The organism is Streptomyces sp. NPDC005706 (assembly GCF_040631045.1).
Taxonomy (GTDB): Bacteria; Actinomycetota; Actinomycetes; order Streptomycetales; family Streptomycetaceae; genus Streptomyces.
Map to the genome: position 1 here is coordinate 298,113 of NZ_JBEXYS010000005.1, position 19,450 is coordinate 317,562.

Consider the following 19,450-nt stretch of genomic DNA (forward strand, 5'->3'; position numbering starts at 1 on the left):
CACCCCCCGAAACGCGTGTGAGTCGATCTTCGGCGGCCAAGTAGGATTTCGACTTATGGCGGCCACTGGATCCGAGAAGCAGGGGGCGAAGGCGTTCTACGTCTCGACCCCCATCTACTACGTCAACGACGCTCCTCACCTGGGCCACGCCTATACGACCGTCGCAGGCGACGTGCTCACCCGCTGGCACCGTCAGCGTGGCGAGAAGGTGTGGTTCCTCACCGGCACGGACGAGCACGGTCAGAAGATCATGCGCACGGCCGAGGCCAACGGGGTCACGCCCCAGGCCTGGGCCGACAAGCTCGTCAGCGAGGCCTGGAAGCCCCTGTGGGAGCACCTGGAGATCGCGAACGACGACTTCATCCGCACCACGCAGAAGCGGCACACCGACCGCGTCCAGGAATTCGTGCAGGACCTGCACGACAAGGGCGAGATCTACAAGGGCGGCTACGAGGGCCCGTACTGCGTCGGCTGCGAGGAGTACAAGCTGCCGGGCGAGCTGCTCGACGGCGAGGGCGAGTACGCGGGCCAGAAGCTCTGCCCGATCCACAAGAAGCCCGTGGAGATCCTCAGCGAGGAGAACTACTTCTTCAAGCTGGGCGCGTACACCGAGAAGCTGCTGGCCCATTACGATGCCAACCCGGACTTCATCCAGCCCGAGTCCGCGCGCAACGAGGTCGTGAACTTCGTCCGCCAGGGCCTGCAGGACCTCTCCATCTCCCGCTCGACCTTCGACTGGGGCATCCCGATCCCCTGGGACGAGAAGCACGTGATCTACGTGTGGGTCGACGCGCTGCTGAACTACGCCACGGCGGTCGGCTACAACGAGAACCAGGAGAAGTTCGAGGCCACCTTCCCGGCCGACGTGCACCTCGTCGGCAAGGACATCCTCCGCTTCCACGCGGTGATCTGGCCGGCCATGCTGATGGCCCAGGGCCTTCCGCTGCCCGGGAAGATCGCCGCCAACGGCTGGCTGATGGTCGGCGGCGAGAAGATGTCGAAGTCCAACCTGACCGGCATCAAGCCGCAGGACCTGACCACGCACTTCGGTGTGGACGCCTACCGCTGGTACTTCCTGCGGGCCATCGCCTTCGGCCAGGACGGCTCCTTCTCGTGGGAGGACTTCTCCGCCCGCTACACCTCCGAGCTGGCCAACGACTACGGCAACCTCGCCTCCCGCGTGGCGGCCATGGTCGGCAAGTACTTCGGCGGCGAGCTGCCCGAGGCGACGGCCGCCGGCGAGGCGGAGAAGGCGGTCCAGGAGGGCCTGGCCAAGGCCGCCGCCGAGGCCGACCGGCGCATCGGTGACGAGGTGGACTTCCAGGGCGGCATCCTGGCCGTCTTCGAATTCGTCAAGCAGGTCAACGGCTACCTCACCGAGCAGGAGCCGTGGAAGGTCGCCAAGGACGACTCGCCCGAGGGCAAGGCCCGCCTGGCCACCATCCTCTACACGGCCGCCGAGTCACTCCGCGCGGTCGCCGTACTCCTCAACCCGGTCATGCCGGACACCTCCCAGAAGCTCTGGAACTCCCTCGGCGCGGAGGCCTCCCTCGGCGCCCTGGCCGACCAGAAGGTGCAGGAGTCCGGCGCCTGGGGCAAGCTCCCGGCCGGCTCCACGGTCACCAAGGGCGCGGTGCTCTTCCCCCGCCTGGAGGAGAAGCCGACCGCTTAACCTGCCTGCGCATGAACGGGGCCCGGAAACACCATGTTTCCGGGCCCCGTTCATGCGCAGGGGCCCGACCAAAGAGGCGTGAACGTTTCTTCCTTCCCCGAACGAGTGAACCAGCCCCGGTGCGGAAAGCCCTGTCTCTCGACCCGTTTACGTTGACCGCATGGTCACATCGACACACGAGGCCTCACACCGGATCTTCCAGGAACACCCCGAGGTCCTCGCCCCCGTCTTCGAGGCCCTGGGCCTGCCGCCTCCAGCCAAATCGATCATCGAGGCGATGTCCCCCGACGCCACGGAAATCCGTCCCATGGAACGCCGAGTGGACACCGTGCTGAAAGTCGAGCCCTCCGAGGGAGACCGTTTCATGGTCGCCATCGAGGCACAGACCAGTCGAGCCCCGAACAAGGGGATCAGCTGGGCGTACTACGTGGCGTACCTGCATGCGAAATTCGAGGTCCCGGTACTGCTGGTTGCGGTCTGCAAGAACAAACCGACCTCCAGGTGGGCGGCCGGACCGTTCGAAAGCCGTGTCGGCCCGTGGGCCACGCAGGTGACACGCCCGTTCGTTCTGGGGCCGCACAACGTCCCGGAGATCACCGATGCGTCAATGGTCGTCGAGTCGCCGGCGATGGCGACAATCTCTGCCATCGTGCACAGCGAGAGCAAGAGCATCGACGCCATACTGGGCTTGCTGGCCCGCGGGATGCGGAGCTTCGACAAGGCCACAGCGAAGTACTGGTGCGAGTTCGTGGAAGTAGGCCTGGAGGACACTCCGGCCAGAGAGACATGGAAAGGTCTGCAGAAGATGGTCGCCACCTACTTCCCCGGTCGGGGAACCCTCTTCGAGGAGACGTACCTGGAGGGCAAGGCCGAAGGCAAGGCCGAAGGCAAAGCCGAAGGCGAGGCCAAGGGAGTTCTGCGAGTCCTAGAGGTACGCGGCATCCCAGTCTCGGACGACGCCCGAAAGCGCATCACCTCCTGCACCGACCCCGACCGCGTCGCCAAATGGCTGGACAGGGCGGGTACGGTCTTGCGGGCGGAGGACCTGTTCGTAGAAGAGTCCGAGGTGCCCGAGGCCACGTGCGGAGAAGGAGGGTCATGACGTTCATCAACTTCTTCCCCAGCCGGGGCACGGTGATGGAGGAGGCCTACCTCAAAGCGTGGGCCAAGGGTGAGGCGCGAGGCGAGGTCACCTCTTCGCCGAGGACCAGCGGGCCACCGCGGACCCGGGCGACGCCTGCCCCGCGACTCCCTCGTAATCCCGGGCCGCTCAGCTTCCCGAGGCGTGCGCCACGAAGTCGGCCCACGCCTCCGGGGCCAACGCAAGCTGGGGGCCTCCTATGTTCTTGGAGTCGCGGACGTGCACCGTGCCGGGGGTGAGGGCCAGCTCAACGCAGGAGTTGCCGTCGTTGCCGCTGCTGTAGCTGCTCTTGAACCACGCCAGCTCGGAGGTGTCCCGAGCGGTGGTCTTGCGGATCATTTCTCTCCCAGCAGTTGATCGATGAAGGCCAGCGACTCCCGTGGGGAGAGCGCCTGGGCCCGGATGGTGCCATACCGCAGCTCAAGGATGCGCAGGTGTTTGGGATCGGAGATCGCCCGACCGCCGAACGCACCATCGGAGCGGCCCACCGCTGAACCATCCGCGAACTTCAGCAGCTCGATCTTGCCGTCCATACCGGAGTGAGTCTCGCAGTTCAACGGCATCACCTGAAGGACGACGTTGTGCAGCCTGCCTAAGTCCAACAGACGTTCGAGTTGCTGGCGCCACACCATTGTGCCCCCGATCGGACGGCGCAGAGCCGCCTCTTCCAGGACGAAGCTGAGCGCGGGGGCAGGCGTACGCTCGTAGATCGACGCACGAGCCATGCGCGCGGCCACCATGCGCTCCACCTCGTCCGGCGAGTACGGAGGTTGCATGGCCTCGAACAGGGCTCTCGCATGGTCGGCCACCTGCAACAGGCCGTTGATACCGTTACTTTCGTAGACACCGACCTCTACGGCCTGCGCCTCCAACTTGGCCAGTTCCCGAACCTTCCTCGGATACCGGACCTTCTTCACGTCCTCCCAGGCCGCCGCGATGAGCCCGCCCGCGTCCAACACCTCGTCGGCCTTGTCCAGGTACTCCTGCCGGGGAATCCGCTTCCCGCCCTCGACCTTGTAGACCAGGTCCTCTCCGTACCCGACCGCCGTCGCGAACTCACCGGCCCGCAGTCCCACCGCCTCCCGCCGCAGCCGCAACTGGCGCCCCACCGTGGTGATGACGGCCACTCCCCACTCGTCCTCCGGGTCCACCTCCCACCCCGGCCCATCCGCCTCGGCCCCGAGCTGGCGCACCTCGCCGTCCTCCGACATCCCGCACCCTCCGTCGTACCGCTGTGCACGTGCCGCAACGCCGCTACCCATGGGGCCGGTTCGGACAGCCCGGACAACGGCCGACAAGCCCCGGACAGTCACCGTGCGTACCGGCGCCGGCACTGAAACCGTACGGGCGGGACTCGACCCACCGCGACCCTGACCTGCGGAAACGGCACACGCACCGGAACACGAGCACCTGGGTTCCGGTGCCGTCGGCGGCCTTCCCCAAGGAACTCCAGAGGGAAAGAAACCGCACCAAGCCCCACCCCCTCCCGCCCACGGCGCACGATCACTCCCGCGAGTGAACATCACCAACTGCGCTGGATTCGGCACCGGTTGTCTGCCCTACGCTCAGCGCAACACCACGCGGCACGGCACGACCCGGAACATGCAACGGCCCCCGCAGGGACGGCAATCCCAGTGCGAGGGCCTGACCACCAAGGAAGAAAGCACCTTCCCGATGGATACCCAAAACAGTAGCGCGCGCCCGCGCGCCCAGTCCCGTAACGGCGGCAAAAACCACCCGCGCCGGGGCACGCACCGCCCGCACGCGAACGCGCGTCCCGGCGGCGTCATCCACGACAACACCCGCCACACCACCCGCTTCACGGTGATCGGCAACCACCTGGCCCAGCACCCCGAGTTGTCGGGTCTGGCCATCGGGCTGGCGGTGCACATCCAGTCGCTGCCCACCGGCGCCCCGGTCGACATCAGGACCCTCGCCGCCCGCTTCCCCGAGGGCACGACCCGGATCGCCTCCGCTCTGCGGGAGTTGGAGGCGCACGGCTACCTGCACCGCACCCGCGAGCGCACCGAGACCGGCCGGATCGTCACCCGCACCGTCTCCTGCAACCAGCCCGGCCGACACCGCGACCGCGACACGTCCGAGGCGGCACCGACCGGGCCCCCGGCCCGCCGCGCCGCCACCACCCCGCAACAGGATCCCGCGCGCCGCCGCGCCCTCCCCGCCGTACCGAAGCCCGCGACCACCTACCCCGCGCTCCTCCGGACAGCCACCGAGATCCTCGCCGGCCTGCGCCGCACGGACCCCCGCCTGCTCCTCTCCGCCACCGACACGGAACACCTCGCCCCGGGCGTCGTCGCCTGGCTGGAGCGGGACCTCACCCCCACCGCCGTGCGCCACGCCCTGACCAGCGACCTGCCACCGGAGCCCCTGCGCCGCCCGGCCGCCCTCCTGGCCCACCGCCTCACCACCCAGCTCCCACCCCCGCCACCGTTCCGCGCCCCCGAACCGGCCCCGTCCGTCCGCCATCCACTCCGCAACTGCGACACCTGCGACCGCGGCTACCGGGGCCCCGATCCACAGAACTGCCAGGGGTGCGTGTCGGCCGACACCGACACCGGCGGGATGCCCCTCGCCGTGCGGGCCCGACCGTGAGCGGCCGTTCTCATCGCGCCCCGGTTCCGGTCCGGCCGCTCCGTGGTCCCGTCCGGATACCCTGGCCAGGGCACCCTGTGGAGGACACCATGAGCACCCAGGCCGATCACGGACACGAGCTGATCCCACGTCCCGAGCAGACCCCTGACGCCCTGCGCGCGGCTCTCGCCGTCGTCGATCCCGGTCGTCTGGAGGAGATGCAGACCACGAAGGACGAGGCCTTCGCCAAGGCTGTGGAGTGGCAGTCCCTGAGCCCGGTGCGGAGCTGGGTCCTCGCCTGGGCCCGGGACATCGAGATCGCCCGCCGTCCTGATCTGTCGGCGCGCCACGCCGTCGCGAAGAGGAACGTGGAGCACAGGGATCCCGACGCCGCGCAGGAGGCCCTGCGAGAGCTGAGCGCCGTCCTGGACGAGGCCATGGAGGCAGTACGCGCGTGAGCTGGAAGTGGGAGTACGCCTTCGGGGCGGAGAAAGCCGCCCGCACCGCTCCCCGCGAGTTCCTCGCCGGCGTGACAAGGAAGGCGGACGAACTGGTCCGGGCCGCCGAGGCGCTCCATCTCGACGGGCGGACCCATCGAGAGGACGACCCCAAGGGCGGGGACGTCATCGTCCCCGGCGGCATGTTCACGTACCAGGTCGTCGTGCGCAGCGAGCGGGTCTACGTCGTCCAGATCACCTACCTGGGCTTCTGAGGTCCCGGGCGGGGCGCCCCACCATCCCGCCCCCCATCTGGCAAAGTACGGATGCCGTGACCCCTTCCGACCCTCAGCGGCGACTTCTAGCGGACGTTCTCGGTGCAGGCAGCCCGTATGCGCTGGTGCTCGCCGGCGGTCATGCCGTGCAGGCGCACGGCCTGGTGTCCCGTCCGCACGCCAACGTCGACTTCGCCACCGAGAGCCCCAAGGCCATGGAGCGGATCGTGGCCGGCGTCGATGCGGCGCTTGAGGCGCGCGGGCGCCGGGTGCGGGTCGGGGCCGTCACCCCGCTCACCGCGCAGCTGACCGTCACCGATCCGCCCAGCGGGGAGCCCATCGCCCTCGCGCTGCACAAGGAAGCGTTCTGGCAGCCGCCCGAGCTGACCGAGTACGGACCGGCCCTGTCACTGGAGGACGCGGTCGGTACGAAGATCCGCGCGCTGTACGACCGGGGAGCGGCCGTCGACCTCGTCGACGCGCGGGGCGCCGCCGCCCGGTTCTCCCTGCCCCGCCTGGAGGAACTGGGCCGCCGCCACGCCCACGACCCCTTCGACCTGACCACCCTCCAGTCCCGGCTCACCGGCACGGACTTCTACGCCGACGCCGACTTCCTCCGGTACGGCCTGGACGAACCGCAGATCCTCGCCCTGCGCGCCTGGGCCCAGCACTGGTCCGACGACATCGCCGAGCGGCTGATGGAGGACGGCGCGTACCCGGACACCGGGGAGGATCCCGGCCCGGACACGGACATGGACACGGGCACGGGCACCGACACGTGATCCGATCCGGGTGCCGGTGCTCGACCGGTCACCCTCCTCGTCAACAACGGTAAAAGCGCTGGTAAAGTCCGCTCACTTGGCGAGGGCGGGGGCCCTCGCGGGGAGGGACCTCACGTGGGCAGACACGCCCTGAGACGGCGCGGCATGGCCGCGGCCGTCTCCTCGTTCGCGATCGCCGTGGCGGCCGTGTCCGCGGCCGTACTGCCGGAGAGCGGCGCCTCCGCCGACCCGGCCGGCCCGGCGACAGACACCACCGAGATCACACTGAGCCACCCCGGCTCCTCCGCCTACCCGCGCACCGACCGGCCGCTCGTCGCCGGGCAGAGCGGGTTCCTGCACCGGGCGAGCGGGGTCCCCGGGCTGCTGTGGACGGACTACGGCGACGGCACGACCGCGGTCGTGGGCACCGAGGACGGCGTCTACACGCCGGTCGGATCGTGCGCCAACCTGGGTTCGACGACCTGCCCGACGGCCTACTACGGCTCGGACGCCGACCTGGTCGCGCTGCCGTCGACCGTCTCGGACAAGATCGTCACACTCTGGGACCCCAAGACGCGGACGACGTCGTCCTTCACGGCCGCCACGGCGTACCGGGGTCTCGCCGGGAAGACCGTCGTCACCGAGCGCGACCTGATCGACCGCGTGGACGGCCAGTGGCGCGCCCGCGCCATCCAGCCGTCCTCGGTGAGCGTCACTTCCGGCGCGATCACCGCCGCGGACGCACACGGCGCGCTGGTCAAGGTGGGCACGAGCCTCTACTACCTCGACATCGACACGGCCGTCGCCACCCGGGCCTTCACCGACGTGGGCGCCCGCCCCGTCACCGTCCAGAGCGAGGACCGCACCGGCTGGTACGACTCCTCCTCAGGCGACCTGCACCTGCAGCCGCGCACCGACCCGGGCGGCACCGAGCAGGTGCTCGACCTGCCGGCGCCCGGCGCCACCCTGGACGGCGGCCCGGTCCTCACCGGGGACTGGCTGCTGCTGCCCCTGCACACCGGCACCGGAACCAGCGAGCTGACCGCCGTGTCCCTCGCGGACGGCTCGTCGCACACCCTGCTGGCCAAGGCCGGCGAGTACGCGGTCCACGCCTCCGGTGGCGGCGCCCTCGTCACCGGCGGCACCGGCCCGGCCGACTGGTGGGTGCGGCGCGTCGGCCAGGCGCAGGACGGCTCGCCGAGCCCGGAGAAGGTGGCCCAGGTCCCGGCCGTGGAGAACGCCAAGACGGGCTACGCGCTCAGCCGAGGCAGCCTGCGCGTCGCCGAGGACAAGCCCGGCAGCACCTCGGACACCACCACGGTGCGCACGCTGACCACCGACGGCGGCACCGCACTGACCGCGTCCGAGCCGACTACCGGTGACTCGGTCACCTCCGCGTGCCCGTACCAGGGCGCCGGCTGCTCGATGCTGTGGGGCAACAGCGGCACCGACCCCGAGGACGTCTTCCTCGGCACCTACTACGACGGCGACGAGGGCGGCAGCGGCCTGGAGAACGCGGACCGGCTGGTCGCCATCGGTGACGAATGGTCCAGTGGCTACCTGGAGTTCCACACCGCGGGCGGCACGATCGTCGACGTCTCCGACGGCTACGCGGTGTACGACTCCGGCGGCGCCTCCCCGGCGCAGTACGTCGGTGAGTTCGGGCAGGGCCAGAAGCTGAAGCGCTCGGTTCGCGCCGCCGCGCTGAACGGCTCCACCCTGTGGAGCGCCACCACCGCCGGCAAGCTCACCTCGTACAGCCTCACCGAGGACCGCACCCTCGCCACGGTGACCGTGCCGGGCCTCGGCTGCGTGCCGAAGGAGCTGCAGGCGGCGGGCCGCTGGGTGTACTGGGCGTGCGGCGACGGTTCCGCCGGTGTCTACGACACCAAGGCGGCCACCTCCCGTGCGGTGACCGGCGGCGACGTGCTGCTCGGCGACGGCTTCACGGTCCGTCACGACCACTCCGCCGGCACCCTGGTGCTGACCGGGGCGGCCACCGGCGCCACCCGGGTGGTCGCCACCGGCGTCCAGGAGCCGGGCCTCGCCGTGGACCGCCGCTTCCGGTGGACCGTGGACGAGTACACGGGCCTGGTCGCCTGGACCGACCTCTACCAGCGCACGCACATCGCCACCACCGGTGTCACCCCGTCGGCCGTGACGTCCGTCGGCACGGAGACCGAGAGCTACGTGGAGCCCGGCTCGACGCCCCACTGGACCCAGGTGACGCTGTCCCGCCCGGTCACCTCCTGGTCCCTGACCTTCACCTCGGTGCAGAGCGGTGCGACCGCCCGTGGCACCCGTACCTTCACCGGCGGGGCGACCTCGTCCCAGGTGTCGGTGAACTGGGACGGGAAGACGTCCGGCGGCACCCCGTTCCCCAACGGTGAATTCCGCTGGGCCCTGAAGGCGACCGGCGTCGGCGCCGGCACGGCGGACACCGTGGCCTCCGGCGAGGGTTTCCTGACCCGCGGATCTGCCGTGCGGCACGACTTCGGCAGCGTGGACGGCCCGGACGGCCGGGGCGACCTGCTCACCCTGAACTCCTCCGGCGGTCTGACCTTCCAGTACGGCACCGGAACCGGCAAGTTCGGCGACAAGACCACCGGCACCGGCTGGGCCACCACCGTCAAGGCCGTCCCCTTCGGCGACCTGAGCGGCGACCGCTGCAACGACGTCCTGGTGCGCTACAGCAGCGGGGCGCTGCGGCTGTACAAGCCGGGCCGCAACGCGGCCGTCAAGCCGTCGACGTCGTACACCACCCTCGCGAGCAGCGGCTGGACCCAGTACGACGTGCTGACCTCGCCCGGTGACGTCAGCGGCGACGGACGCCCGGACCTGATCACCCGCAACGCCTCCACCGGCGCCGTCTACCTCTACAAGGGCACCAGCACCGGCAAGCTGTCGTCCCGCGTGAAGCTGTACGACGACTGGAAGGGCTACAAGAAGATCATCGGCGCCGGCGACCTCAACGGCGACGGCATCGGCGACCTGCTCGCGCAGGACAAGGCCAACACCCTCTACCGCTACAACGGCAAGGGCGACGGCACCTTCGCGGCCCGCGCCAAGGTGTTCGGCGACTGGGGCGCCTCCTACAACGCCGTGGTCGGCGTGGGCGACCTCACCGACGACGGCAGGGCGGACCTCGTCTCGCGCGACAGCAGCGGCAACGTCTGGCGCAACAGCGGCGACGGCAAGGGCTCCTTCGGGTCCCGCACGAAGATCGCCACCGGATGGAGCGGCTACAAGTCCCTGTCCTGACGGAACAGTTCTTGACGGCTTCTTCACAGGTCCTTCATCACCCCGGATCTACATTCGTCGCCGCCCGGCCGGAACAGGCCGGGCGGCGACGGCGTGAAGGGGACACGGTGATGAGTGCGCGGCGGCGGTTCGGGACGCGGACCTGGCTGGTCGGGGTGGCGGTGGCGGCCGTGGTGGGCGTCGCCGGCTGCGGCGGTGACGGCGACAGCGGCGGGGAGGTCGCCTCGGCGGGCGGCGGCAAGGCGGGCGCCGGCGCCTCCAAGAACGCGTCGAGCGAGCTGACCGAGTACGTCGACGCCCAGCGCAAGTGGGTCGAGTGCCTGCGCGGCGCCGGGCTCGACGCGCCCGACCCGGACGCCGCGGGCAAGGTGGACCTCGGCGACCAGTCCAAGTGGAAGCGCGACCCCAAGGCCCTCAAGGCACAGGAGAAGTGCGCGGACCTCAGCGTGCCCGTCCCGGAGAGCGTCGAGAAGGCCCAGCAGCCCGAGCTGTCCAAGGCGGAGATCCGGAAGAACCAGAAGTACGCCAAGTGCATGCAGGAGCACGGCGCCGCCGACTTCCCGGACACGGACTCCGGCGGCCACTTCCGTGACGTCACCTGGGACTCCACGTCCGCGGGCGCCAAGCGGGCCACGCGCGCGTGCGCCTCCGTCATCGGCGTGCCCACCGACGCGCCCTCGGCCCAGGGCTGACGGGCCGGTGCCGTGGACGTCATGAAGGACGGACACCACGAGCCGGTGGCGGGAGCGGCGGCCCCCGCGGGCCTTGGGGACACGGGCGGGGGCTTCGGGCCCGACCGGGCCGCCGCACGCCGGCGGAACAGGCTCGCTCTCGTCGCGGCCGGCTTCCTCGTCGTGACGGGCGTCAGCGTCGTCGGTGCCCTGGGCCTCGGCGGGGGCGGCGGCTCGGACGACGACGCGGCACCGGGCCGCAGCAGCCAGGTCGTACACGTCACGCGGACCACCCTCACCGACCAGACCGAGGTCGACGGGCAGCTCGGCCACGGCCCGCAGGTTCCCTTCCCGGTCAAGGCGAAGGGCACGGTGACCTGGCTGCCGGCCACCGGGACCACCCTGCGGCGCGGTCAGACGGTGATGCGGGCCGACGACCGTCCCGTGGTCCTGCTTTACGGCGGTCTGCCGATGTACCGGGAGCTGGGGGTCGTGGAGCCGGAGCGCCCGGATGCCGCGGCGGCGGGCGACGGGACGGCGGCGGGCGACGGGACGGCCGCCGGCGGCGGCCCGGCGGGCGGCAAGTCCCCGGCCGGGGCCACCCCGTCCGCCTCGGTCACCCGCCCGGGCGCCGCCGCGGCGGCGCCCCTGCACGGCATGGACGTCAAGCAGTTCGAGAGCAACCTCAGCGCCCTCGGCTACTCGGGCTTCACCGTCGACGAGTCGTACACCGAGCTGACCGCGAACGCCGTCAAGCGCTGGCAGAAGCACCTCGGGCTGCCGCAGACCGGCCGGGTCGGTGCCGGCGACGTCGTGTACGCGCCCGGCCCGGTACGGGTCGCGGGCACCAGTGCCCGCGTCGGGGACGAGGCCGCCGGCGGTCAGGTCAGCTACACCAGTACCTCCCGCATGGTGACGGTCAGCGCTCCGGCCGCCGGCACGGACTGGGCACGACGCGGCGGCGAGGTCACCGTGGACCTGCCCGACGGCCGCTCGGTCAAGGGGACCGTCGCCAGCCTGGGCTCGGACGCCTCGTCGGCGTCCGGCGGGGGCGGTGACGGCGCGGGCGCGGGTGACGGCGGAGGTGACGGCGGTGGAACGGACGGGGGTTCCGGCGGTGGTTCGGACGGCAAGCCGGCGACCGTCTCCGTCGTGATCACCTTCGACGACCAGGGCTCCCTGGGCCGGCTGCAGAGCGGGCCGGTCACCGTCCGGTACACGCAGAAGCAGCGCAAGGACGTCCTCACCGTGCCGGTCGCCGCGCTGACCGCGCTCGCCGAGGGCGGTTACGGCCTGGAACTCGCCGACGACGGCCCCGAAGGCGGCGGCAAGGGCGGGGACGCCGGCGGCCCGGGACGCTTCGTCCCGGTGCGGACGGGGCTGTTCGCCGGGGGCAAGGTGGAGGTCAGCGGTCCGGGCGTGCGCGAGGGCATGAAGGTGAGGATCCCCAAGTGACCCCGGAGGACGTCGAGTACGCCGCCCCCGTCGCCCCGGTGGTCGAGTTCGCGGGCGTCTCCAAGACGTACGCCGGGGGCGTCAGGGCCGTGGCGGACGTCGACCTGACCATCCGGCACGGCGAACTCGCGTGCGTCGTGGGCCCGTCCGGGTCGGGCAAGTCGACCATGCTGCATCTGATGGGCACCCTGGACAGGCCGTCGGCCGGGCGCATCGTCATCGACGGGTACGAGGTCGCCGGCCTCTCCGACCGGGAACTGTCCGCGCTGCGCGCGCAGCGCGTCGGGTTCGTGTTCCAGCAGTTCCACCTCGCGGTCGGGGTGCCCGTGCTCGACACGGTCGCCGACGGCCTGCTGTACACCGGGGTCCCGCTGCGGGAACGCCGGCGCCGGGCCGCGCGGGCGCTGACCCGCGTCGGGCTCGACCACCGGCTCGGCCACCTCCCGCACCAACTCTCCGGCGGCGAGCGGCAGCGGGCCGCGGTGGCCCGCGCGGTGATCGGTGAACCGGCGCTGCTGCTCGCCGACGAGCCGACCGGCAACCTCGACTCGGCCTCCGGGGCCGCGGTGCTGGCGCTGCTGCGGGAACTGCACACCGCCGGCACCACGGTCGTCGTCATCACGCACGACCGGGAGATGGCGGAGGTGTTCGACCGCAGGGTGGAGATGAGGGACGGACGCGTCGTGGCCGACAGCGGCAGCGGCCCGCGCACGGCCACGGCGGGTACGGGGGACCGGCGATGAGGCCGGGCACCGCGGGCGGGGACACGCTCCGGCCGGCCCGGCTGCGGCCCGCCGACTTCCTGCGGCTCGGCGGCACCGGACTGCGCACCCGGCCGCTGCGCGTCTTCCTGTCCGCGCTGGGGATCGCGATCGGGGTGGCCGCGATGGTCGCCGTGGTCGGCATCTCGTCCTCCAGCCGGGCGGAGGTGGACCGCCGGCTGGACGCGCTGGGCACCAACATGCTGCGGGTCGCCCCGGGGCGGACGCCGGACGGCACGGCGACCCGGCTGCCCGAGGAGGCGGTGCCGATGATCCGGCGGATCGGGCCGGTGGACCAGGTCGCGGCGACCGGAGAGGTCAAGGACGCGGCGGTCTACCGCAACGAGCACATCCCCGTGGGGCGTACCGGCAGCGTGGAGGTGGCCGCGGCCGGGGCGGAACTGCTGCCCGCGGTCGGCGGCGAGGTGCGGGCCGGGCGGTGGCTGACCGAGGCGACCCAGGAGTACCCGGCGGTGGTGCTCGGCGCGCAGGCCGCCCGCCGGCTCGACGTCTACACGCCGGGCACCCGGCTCTGGCTCGGCGGCAAGTGGTTCTCCCTGGTCGGTGTCCTGGAACCGGTACCGCTCGCGCCGGAGATCGACGGTTCGGCGCTGGTCGGCTGGCAGGCGGCCCGGACGTACCTGGGCTTCGACGGCCATCCGTCGACGGTGTACGTACGCGCCCGTGACGACCGGGTGTCCCAGGTGCGGGGGGTGCTCGCGGCGTCGGCCAACCCGGAGAAGCCGAACGCCGTGCTGGTCTCCCGGCCCTCCGACGCGCTGGCCGCCCGGGAGGCCACCGAGTCAACGCTGACCGGGCTGCTGCTCGGCCTCGGTTCGGTGGCCCTGCTGGTGGGCGGGGTCGGGGTGGGCAACACCATGGTGATCTCGGTCCTGGAACGCCGCCCGGAGATCGGACTGCGCCGGGCGCTGGGCGCCACGAGCGGGCAGATCCGGGGCCAGTTCGTCTCGGAGTCACTGCTGCTGTCGGCGCTGGGCGGCCTGGGCGGCACGGTGCTGGGCACGGCGATCACCGCGGTCTTCGCGTCGGTGCGGGGCTGGCCGACCCAGGTCCCGGTCTGGGCGACGGCGGCGGGCGTCGCCGTCACCCTCCTCATCGGAGCCCTGGCAGGCCTGTACCCAGCGGTCCGGGCGGGCCGCCTGACCCCTACGGAGGCGCTGGCGGGACCGTGAGCGCGAGGGCCGGCGGCCGGCCACCGGTCTCTCGCCACCGGCCGGCCGCCGGGCCCCTCGACGACCGGACACCGTTCCCCTGCCGCTGGGGGGCCGGGCCCTCACCGGCCGGTGGCCGCCGGTCGCTCGCTACCGGTAGCCGCCGGTCCCTCGTTACCCGGTCGCCGTCTCCCTTCGCGACGGACACGGCGACGGGCACCCGACCGCCACCGGCCCCGCGCCGCGCAGCTCACCCCACCGCCCCCAGCGTCACCGTGAACGTGGTCCCGGTGCCCACCCGGCTCGTGGCCTCGATGGTGCCGTCGTGGTCGGTGACGATCTGGCGGGTGATGGCGAGGCCGAGGCCGCTGCCTCCCGTGGTGCGGCCGCGGGCGGGGTCCGCGCGCCAGAAGCGGTCGAAGAGGTGGGGCAGTTGCTCCGCGGGGATCCCCTTGCCCGTGTCCCGGACGAGGAGCACCGCCGTGTCGCCCCGGCGCTCGGCCGAGAGGGTCACCGTCCCCCCGGGCGCGGTGGCCCGCAGCGCGTTGCCGACCAGGTTGCCGACCACCTGCCGCAGCCGGTCGGCGTCGGCGTGGACCCGTACCGGACGGGGTGCCTCGGTCCGCAGCGTCACGCCGGCCGCCTCCGCCTGGGTCAGATGGGCGGTGCGGCTGGTCTCAAGCAGGTCGCCGAGGTCCACGACGGCCCGGTGGTAGGTGAGCGCCCCCGCCTCGGCCAGCGCCAGATCCTGGAGGTCGTCGACGATCCGCTGCTGCAGCATCGCCTCCTCGTGCAGGGAGTCCAGCAGTTCGGGCGTCGGTTCGACCACGCCGTCCCGCAGCGCCTCCAGGTAGCCGCGCACGTTGGCGAGCGGGGTGCGCAGTTCGTGGGCGATGTCGGCGGTGAGCCGGCGCTGGCGTTCCTCGGCGGCCTGCAGCGAGTGGGCCATGCGGTTGAACGCCCGGCCCAGCTCGGCCATCTCGTCGCGTCCGGAGACCGGCACCCGCCGCTCCAGCTCGCCCTCGCCGAGGTCCCGGGCGGCCGAGGTCAGGGCCCGTACCGGCCGCAGCACCGCCCGGCTGAGCAGCAGTGCGCCGAGCACCGCGACCAGGGCGACACCGGAGGCGACCGCCACGGTGGGCGCGGCGGCCAGGCCGGCGGGTGCCTCGCCCCGGAAGCCGAGCCCCACCTGAAGGCGCGGCGGGGCGAGGGTGGCGGTCCGTTCGTTGAAGACCCGCTGCAGACAGGCGGTGAGGCGCTGTTCGCCGGAGCAGCGGGAGACGGCCGCGTGGTCCTCCCCCGCCCGGGGGTCGGCTCCGGGGTCGGGCTGGACGCACTGCGCCTGGTCCCGGTCGGTGCTGATCCGGGGGATGCCGGTCCGCCCGGTCCGGGCGGTGACCTGTGCGCCGGCCCTGGTCAGGCAGGTGGCGTAGGTGACGGCGGACCGGTAGTCGGCGATCGCGGCCACCGTCCGCTTGACCGAGGCGAGCGGCACCGAGGTCTCCGGCAGCCGCAGCCGGGGCCGGGGGTCGACGAGGACGGGCGGCTGTCCGCCGGCCGGGCGCGGGGTGCGGCCGGCCAGGGTGTCGGAGTCGGCGAGCAGGACGTCCGTCTCGGTGCCGACCCGGATCCGCTGGCCGGTGTCCGTCGCCAGTTTCCGCACGGTGGGGGCCACGCCGTCCCAGGTGCCGTGCCGGAAGCCGTACGACTGGAGGGCGCCGGTGATCCGCGCCACGTCCTGGCGTCCGGCGGTCACCGAGTCCCGTGCCTGGCTGGTCGCCTGCCGTAACGTCAGCCAGGCGGTGGCTCCGGTGGCGGTCAGGGCGATGAGGGCCAGCAGGGCCAGCACCCGGAGCCGGAAGCTCACCGCGTCCCGCCGTCCGGTGCCGGCGTCGCCAGGCGGTAGCCCCGCCCGTACACGGTCTCCACGTACCGGGTTCCGTCGCGGCCCCGCTCCAGCTTCCGCCGCAGGTTCATCACATGCGCGTCCACGGTGCGCTCCAGCACGTTCTGGTCGAACCCGAAGACCCGGTCGATGATCTGCGCACGGGTGAAGGCCCGCCCCGGTTCGCCCGCGAGCACGGTCAGGATCGCGAACTCCTTGCCCGTGAGCGGCACCGGCCCACCGGCCACCCGCACCTCGAAGCGCGCGGTGTCGATCTCCAGGTCGCCGACCGTGAGCAGGGCCGGCCGTTCGCCCTCGGCGGCCCGCGCCCGGCGCAGCAGCGCTCTCACCCGTGCGGTCAGTTCGCGGGGGCTGTACGGCTTGGTCATGTAGTCGTCGGCCCCGAGGTCGAGACCGAGCAGCAGGTCCTCCTCGGTGCTGCGGGCGGTCAGCAGCAGGATCGGCACCCGGGAGTCCATGCGCAGGATGCGGCAGACGTCGAGGCCGTCGACGTCCGGCATCATCACGTCGAGGACGATCAGGTCCGGCCGGGAGGCGCGGGCGCGGTCGATCGCGGAGCGTCCGTCGGCCACGAGCTGGACGTCGTGACCCTCCCGTTCCAGGTAGATACGGATGAGTTGCGCCTGTTTCACGTCGTCCTCGGCCACCAGTATGCGAGCGGTCAACGCGACTCCTTCGCCTGGGATTTCACACCGGACCGGCTTGCACCCGCACTGATCAGGGGCGGATACGGAACTTTCTCATCCGCTGCGGGCCGGTAATGGGAATTCCGGAATCCGCGGATCCATGAGCCGGCGGCCGTACATTTCGAGCCGAACGGCGACCCCGCTCAGTGTTGTACGCATGTCACACAACAGCACAGGAATGGCTTATTCCCCCATCATGCCTTTTCGGTCGCACATCGAACAGAAACGGACATCCCTTATCGGAAGCATTTCTTCAGTCCGCCCGGCACCGAATCGTACTAGTGCCACTCGGGACCCGGACGATCCCGGGTGACGCGAAAGGAAAAGCAACAACGACAAGAACAACGACGATGGGGGTTCAATGAAGCGTCGATTCGCAGTCGTTCTGCCCACGCTCGTGGCGGTGGCCGCGAGCCTGCCGATCGCCCTGGCGACCACGCCGGCCTCGGCGGCCGCGTCCTGCGGCAAGACTGTGGCGGACAAGGACGGAAGCGCCTGGAACAAGACGGCGGACGGGGCCAACGAGCGCAGCGGCTCCAGCACCAGCTGTGCGATCAACGGGATCGCGTACAACACCCAGCGGCTGGACTACCACTGTTACACCGTCGCGGGCGACTACACCTGGACGTACGCCCGCAACGACAGCACGGGGGTGTACGGCTGGATCCGCGACGACCTGCTGAGCGACTACGGCAGCTCGGTGTACTGCGGATTCTGATACCGCCGGACGGAATCCGCACAGGAATCCGAGCACCGCAGAAAAAAGGGCGGCCCCCCTGTGGGGGCCGCCCTCCTGGCCGTCGCGGAAACGGCCTGCTGATTTACTTCGGCTGCGGCTTCCGGATGGAAAGGTGCAGCTCGCGCAGGCGCGTCTCGTCCAGCTCGGTCGGCGCGCCCATCATCAGGTCCTGGGCGTTGCCGTTGAGCGGGAAGGAGATCGTCTCGCGAATGTTGGGCTCGTCCGCGAGGAGCATGACGATCCGGTCCACGCCGGGCGCGATTCCGCCGTGCGGCGGGGCGCCGAAGCGGAAGGCACGGAGCATGCCCGCGAACTTCTCCTCGACCGTCTCGCGGTCGTAACCCGCGATCTCGAAGGCCTTGAGCATGATCTCCGGCTCGTGGTTCCGGATGGCGCCGGAGGACAGCTCGACACCGTTGCAGACGATGTCGTACTGCCAACCGAGGATGTCCAGCGGGTCCTGGGTCTGCAGCGCCTCGAGGCCGCCCTGCGGCATCGAGAACGGGTTGTGCGAGAAGTCGATCGCGCCGGTGTCCTCGTCCTTCTCGTACATCGGGAAGTCGACGATCCAGCAGAAGCGGAAGACGTTCTCCTCGAAGTGCCCGGCGCGCCGGGCGGCCTCGACCCGCACGGCGCCCATGATCTTCGAGACCTCGTCGAACTCGCCGGCGCCGAAGAAGATGGCGTGGCCGGGCGCCAGCGACAGGCGCTTGGTCAGCTCGGCGACGTTCTCCTCGGTGAGGAACTTGGCGATCGGGCCGGACAGCGTGCCGTCCTCGCCGACACGCACCCACGCCAGGCCCTTCGCGCCCAGCGAGACGGCGAAGTCACCCAGCTGGTCGAAGAACTTGCGCGGCTGGTCCTGGACCGCCGGCACCGGCAGCGCACGCACGTGCTTGCCGGCGAACGCCTTGAACTCCGAGCCCTCGAACACGTCGGTGATGTCGACGAGTTCCAGCTTGGCGCGCAGGTCCGGCTTGTCCGAGCCGTACTTCAGCATCGCCTCGCGGAACGGGATCCGCGGGAAGGGGGAGGTGACGTGGCGGCCGCCGCCGAACTCCTCGAACAGCTCCGTCATGAGCTTCTCGATCGGCTGGAAGACGTCCTCCTGCTCGACGAAGCTCATCTCGACGTCGAGCTGGTAGAACTCGCCCGGCGAGCGGTCGGCGCGGGCGTCCTCGTCGCGGAAGCAGGGCGCGATCTGGAAGTAGCGGTCGAAGCCGGAGATCATCAGCAGCTGCTTGAACTGCTGCGGGGCCTGCGGCAGCGCGTAGAACTTGCCGGGGTGGACCCGGGAGGGCACGACGTAGTCGCGGGCGCCCTCGGGCGAGGTGGCGGACAGGATCGGCGTCGCCATCTCGTTGAAGTTCATCGCCACCATCTTGTGCCGGATCGCGGAGATCACGGCCGTGCGCAGCATGATGTTGCGGTGCATGCGCTCGCGACGCAGGTCCAGGAAGCGGTACTCCAGGCGCCGCTCCTCGTTGACCCCGTCCTCGGCGTTGATGGTGAAGGGCAGCGGGGCCGCGGCGCCGAGCAGCTCGACCTCGGAGACCTCGACCTCGATCTCACCGGTGGGCAGGTCGGCGTTCACGTTCTCGGTTCCACGTGAAACAACGCGGCCGTCGACGCGGACCGTGGACTCCTTGGAGAGCTTGTCCAGGGCCTCGTACGAGGGCGTGCCGGGACGGGCCACGAGCTGCGTGATGCCGTAGTGGTCGCGCAGATCGATGAAGAGGATGCCGCCCAGGTCGCGCCGATTGTGCAGCCAGCCACTCAGCCGGACGTCGGTGCCGACGTCAGAGGCGCGGAGCTGGCCGCAGGTGTGGGACCTGTACCGATGCATCGTCGTTCATCGTCCTTCGTGGTGGGGTGATGAGTGCCGGGACTGCCGCCCCGGCGGGGGCCGGGCACGGGGCCC

Annotated in this window: 17 protein-coding genes; 12 read left to right on the plus strand and 5 right to left on the minus strand. The window is 71.3% G+C overall.

Annotated features, from left to right (window positions below; translation table 11 throughout):
- Positions 1–55: 55 nt before the first annotated feature.
- Both metG and ABZ478_RS12645 read left to right on the plus strand, forming a co-directional pair.
- On the plus strand, positions 56–1,672 hold the full coding sequence (gene metG / locus ABZ478_RS12640; RefSeq protein ID WP_359548067.1) for a methionine--tRNA ligase: 1,617 nt from the start codon (positions 56–58) through the stop codon (positions 1,670–1,672).
- 160 nt (positions 1,673–1,832) lie between these two features.
- The gene (locus tag ABZ478_RS12645; protein WP_359548069.1) at positions 1,833–2,774 is read left to right on the plus strand and encodes a hypothetical protein; all 942 of its coding nucleotides are present in this window, start codon (positions 1,833–1,835) and stop codon (positions 2,772–2,774) included.
- 168 nt (positions 2,775–2,942) lie between these two features.
- On the opposite strand, the gene ABZ478_RS12650 is transcribed toward ABZ478_RS12645, so the two are convergent.
- On the minus strand, positions 2,943–3,152 hold the full coding sequence (locus ABZ478_RS12650) for a DUF397 domain-containing protein (protein ID WP_359548071.1): 210 nt from the start codon (positions 3,150–3,152) through the stop codon (positions 2,943–2,945).
- Positions 3,149–4,024, minus strand: a complete 876-nt coding sequence (locus tag ABZ478_RS12655; RefSeq protein ID WP_359548073.1) for a helix-turn-helix transcriptional regulator — start codon at positions 4,022–4,024, stop codon at positions 3,149–3,151. Before ABZ478_RS12655 ends, ABZ478_RS12650 begins: the two co-directional genes overlap by 4 nt.
- 463 nt (positions 4,025–4,487) lie before the next feature.
- Between ABZ478_RS12655 and ABZ478_RS12660 the strand changes: the two genes are divergently transcribed.
- The 9 genes from ABZ478_RS12660 (at position 4,488) to ABZ478_RS12700 (ending at position 14,219) form a co-directional block, all read left to right on the plus strand.
- Positions 4,488–5,426: a helix-turn-helix domain-containing protein gene (locus tag ABZ478_RS12660; protein ID WP_359548076.1), complete on the plus strand. Its 939-nt coding sequence runs from the start codon at positions 4,488–4,490 to the stop codon at positions 5,424–5,426.
- Positions 5,427–5,515: 89 nt separating this feature from the next.
- Complete coding sequence (locus tag ABZ478_RS12665) at positions 5,516–5,863, plus strand: hypothetical protein (RefSeq protein WP_359548078.1); 348 nt, start codon at positions 5,516–5,518, stop codon at positions 5,861–5,863.
- Positions 5,860–6,117 carry a hypothetical protein gene (locus ABZ478_RS12670; protein WP_359548081.1) on the plus strand — a complete coding sequence of 86 codons (258 nt, stop codon included), beginning with the start codon at positions 5,860–5,862 and terminating at the stop codon, positions 6,115–6,117. The genes ABZ478_RS12665 and ABZ478_RS12670 overlap by 4 nt, the downstream gene beginning before the upstream one ends.
- A 56-nt stretch (positions 6,118–6,173) precedes the next feature.
- Complete coding sequence (locus ABZ478_RS12675; RefSeq protein WP_359548083.1) at positions 6,174–6,899, plus strand: hypothetical protein; 726 nt, start codon at positions 6,174–6,176, stop codon at positions 6,897–6,899.
- Between the two features lie 114 nt (positions 6,900–7,013).
- Complete coding sequence (locus ABZ478_RS12680; protein ID WP_359548086.1) at positions 7,014–10,139, plus strand: VCBS repeat-containing protein; 3,126 nt, start codon at positions 7,014–7,016, stop codon at positions 10,137–10,139.
- A gap of 110 nt (positions 10,140–10,249) precedes the next feature.
- Positions 10,250–10,831: a hypothetical protein gene (locus tag ABZ478_RS12685; protein ID WP_359548088.1), complete on the plus strand. Its 582-nt coding sequence runs from the start codon at positions 10,250–10,252 to the stop codon at positions 10,829–10,831.
- Between the two features lie 21 nt (positions 10,832–10,852).
- Positions 10,853–12,265, plus strand: a complete 1,413-nt coding sequence (locus ABZ478_RS12690; RefSeq protein WP_359548090.1) for a peptidoglycan-binding domain-containing protein — start codon at positions 10,853–10,855, stop codon at positions 12,263–12,265.
- On the plus strand, positions 12,262–13,008 hold the full coding sequence (locus ABZ478_RS12695) for an ABC transporter ATP-binding protein (protein ID WP_359548092.1): 747 nt from the start codon (positions 12,262–12,264) through the stop codon (positions 13,006–13,008). Before ABZ478_RS12690 ends, ABZ478_RS12695 begins: the two co-directional genes overlap by 4 nt.
- A complete protein-coding gene (locus tag ABZ478_RS12700; RefSeq protein ID WP_359548094.1) occupies positions 13,005–14,219 on the plus strand; it encodes an ABC transporter permease in 1,215 nt (404 codons plus the stop codon). The genes ABZ478_RS12695 and ABZ478_RS12700 overlap by 4 nt, the downstream gene beginning before the upstream one ends.
- A 229-nt stretch (positions 14,220–14,448) precedes the next feature.
- On the opposite strand, the gene ABZ478_RS12705 is transcribed toward ABZ478_RS12700, so the two are convergent.
- Positions 14,449–16,065, minus strand: a complete 1,617-nt coding sequence (locus ABZ478_RS12705; RefSeq protein ID WP_359548096.1) for an ATP-binding protein — start codon at positions 16,063–16,065, stop codon at positions 14,449–14,451.
- Positions 16,062–16,769, minus strand: a complete 708-nt coding sequence (locus ABZ478_RS12710; RefSeq protein WP_359548099.1) for a response regulator transcription factor — start codon at positions 16,767–16,769, stop codon at positions 16,062–16,064. The genes ABZ478_RS12705 and ABZ478_RS12710 overlap by 4 nt, the downstream gene beginning before the upstream one ends.
- Before the next feature lie 382 nt (positions 16,770–17,151).
- Between ABZ478_RS12710 and ABZ478_RS12715 the strand changes: the two genes are divergently transcribed.
- Positions 17,152–17,508, plus strand: a complete 357-nt coding sequence (locus tag ABZ478_RS12715; RefSeq protein ID WP_359548102.1) for an SH3 domain-containing protein — start codon at positions 17,152–17,154, stop codon at positions 17,506–17,508.
- 103 nt (positions 17,509–17,611) lie between these two features.
- On the opposite strand, the gene aspS is transcribed toward ABZ478_RS12715, so the two are convergent.
- Positions 17,612–19,375 carry an aspartate--tRNA ligase gene (gene aspS / locus ABZ478_RS12720; protein WP_359548104.1) on the minus strand — a complete coding sequence of 588 codons (1,764 nt, stop codon included), beginning with the start codon at positions 19,373–19,375 and terminating at the stop codon, positions 17,612–17,614.
- Positions 19,376–19,450: the final 75 nt, after the last annotated feature.

What these genes read in the sequence shown, in the direction of transcription:
- aspS (WP_359548104.1), bottom strand. Translation starts at nt 19,375, where the DNA reads ATGCATCGGTACAGGTCCCACACCTGCGGCCAGCTCCGCGCCTCTGAC.
- ABZ478_RS12685 (WP_359548088.1), top strand. Translation starts at nt 10,250, where the DNA reads ATGAGTGCGCGGCGGCGGTTCGGGACGCGGACCTGGCTGGTCGGGGTG.
- ABZ478_RS12700 (WP_359548094.1), top strand. Translation starts at nt 13,005, where the DNA reads ATGAGGCCGGGCACCGCGGGCGGGGACACGCTCCGGCCGGCCCGGCTG.
- ABZ478_RS12665 (WP_359548078.1), top strand. Translation starts at nt 5,516, where the DNA reads ATGAGCACCCAGGCCGATCACGGACACGAGCTGATCCCACGTCCCGAG.
- metG (WP_359548067.1), top strand. Translation starts at nt 56, where the DNA reads ATGGCGGCCACTGGATCCGAGAAGCAGGGGGCGAAGGCGTTCTACGTC.
- ABZ478_RS12690 (WP_359548090.1), top strand. Translation starts at nt 10,853, where the DNA reads ATGAAGGACGGACACCACGAGCCGGTGGCGGGAGCGGCGGCCCCCGCG.
- ABZ478_RS12715 (WP_359548102.1), top strand. Translation starts at nt 17,152, where the DNA reads ATGAAGCGTCGATTCGCAGTCGTTCTGCCCACGCTCGTGGCGGTGGCC.
- ABZ478_RS12660 (WP_359548076.1), top strand. Translation starts at nt 4,488, where the DNA reads ATGGATACCCAAAACAGTAGCGCGCGCCCGCGCGCCCAGTCCCGTAAC.
- ABZ478_RS12655 (WP_359548073.1), bottom strand. Translation starts at nt 4,024, where the DNA reads ATGTCGGAGGACGGCGAGGTGCGCCAGCTCGGGGCCGAGGCGGATGGG.
- ABZ478_RS12645 (WP_359548069.1), top strand. Translation starts at nt 1,833, where the DNA reads ATGGTCACATCGACACACGAGGCCTCACACCGGATCTTCCAGGAACAC.
- ABZ478_RS12650 (WP_359548071.1), bottom strand. Translation starts at nt 3,152, where the DNA reads ATGATCCGCAAGACCACCGCTCGGGACACCTCCGAGCTGGCGTGGTTC.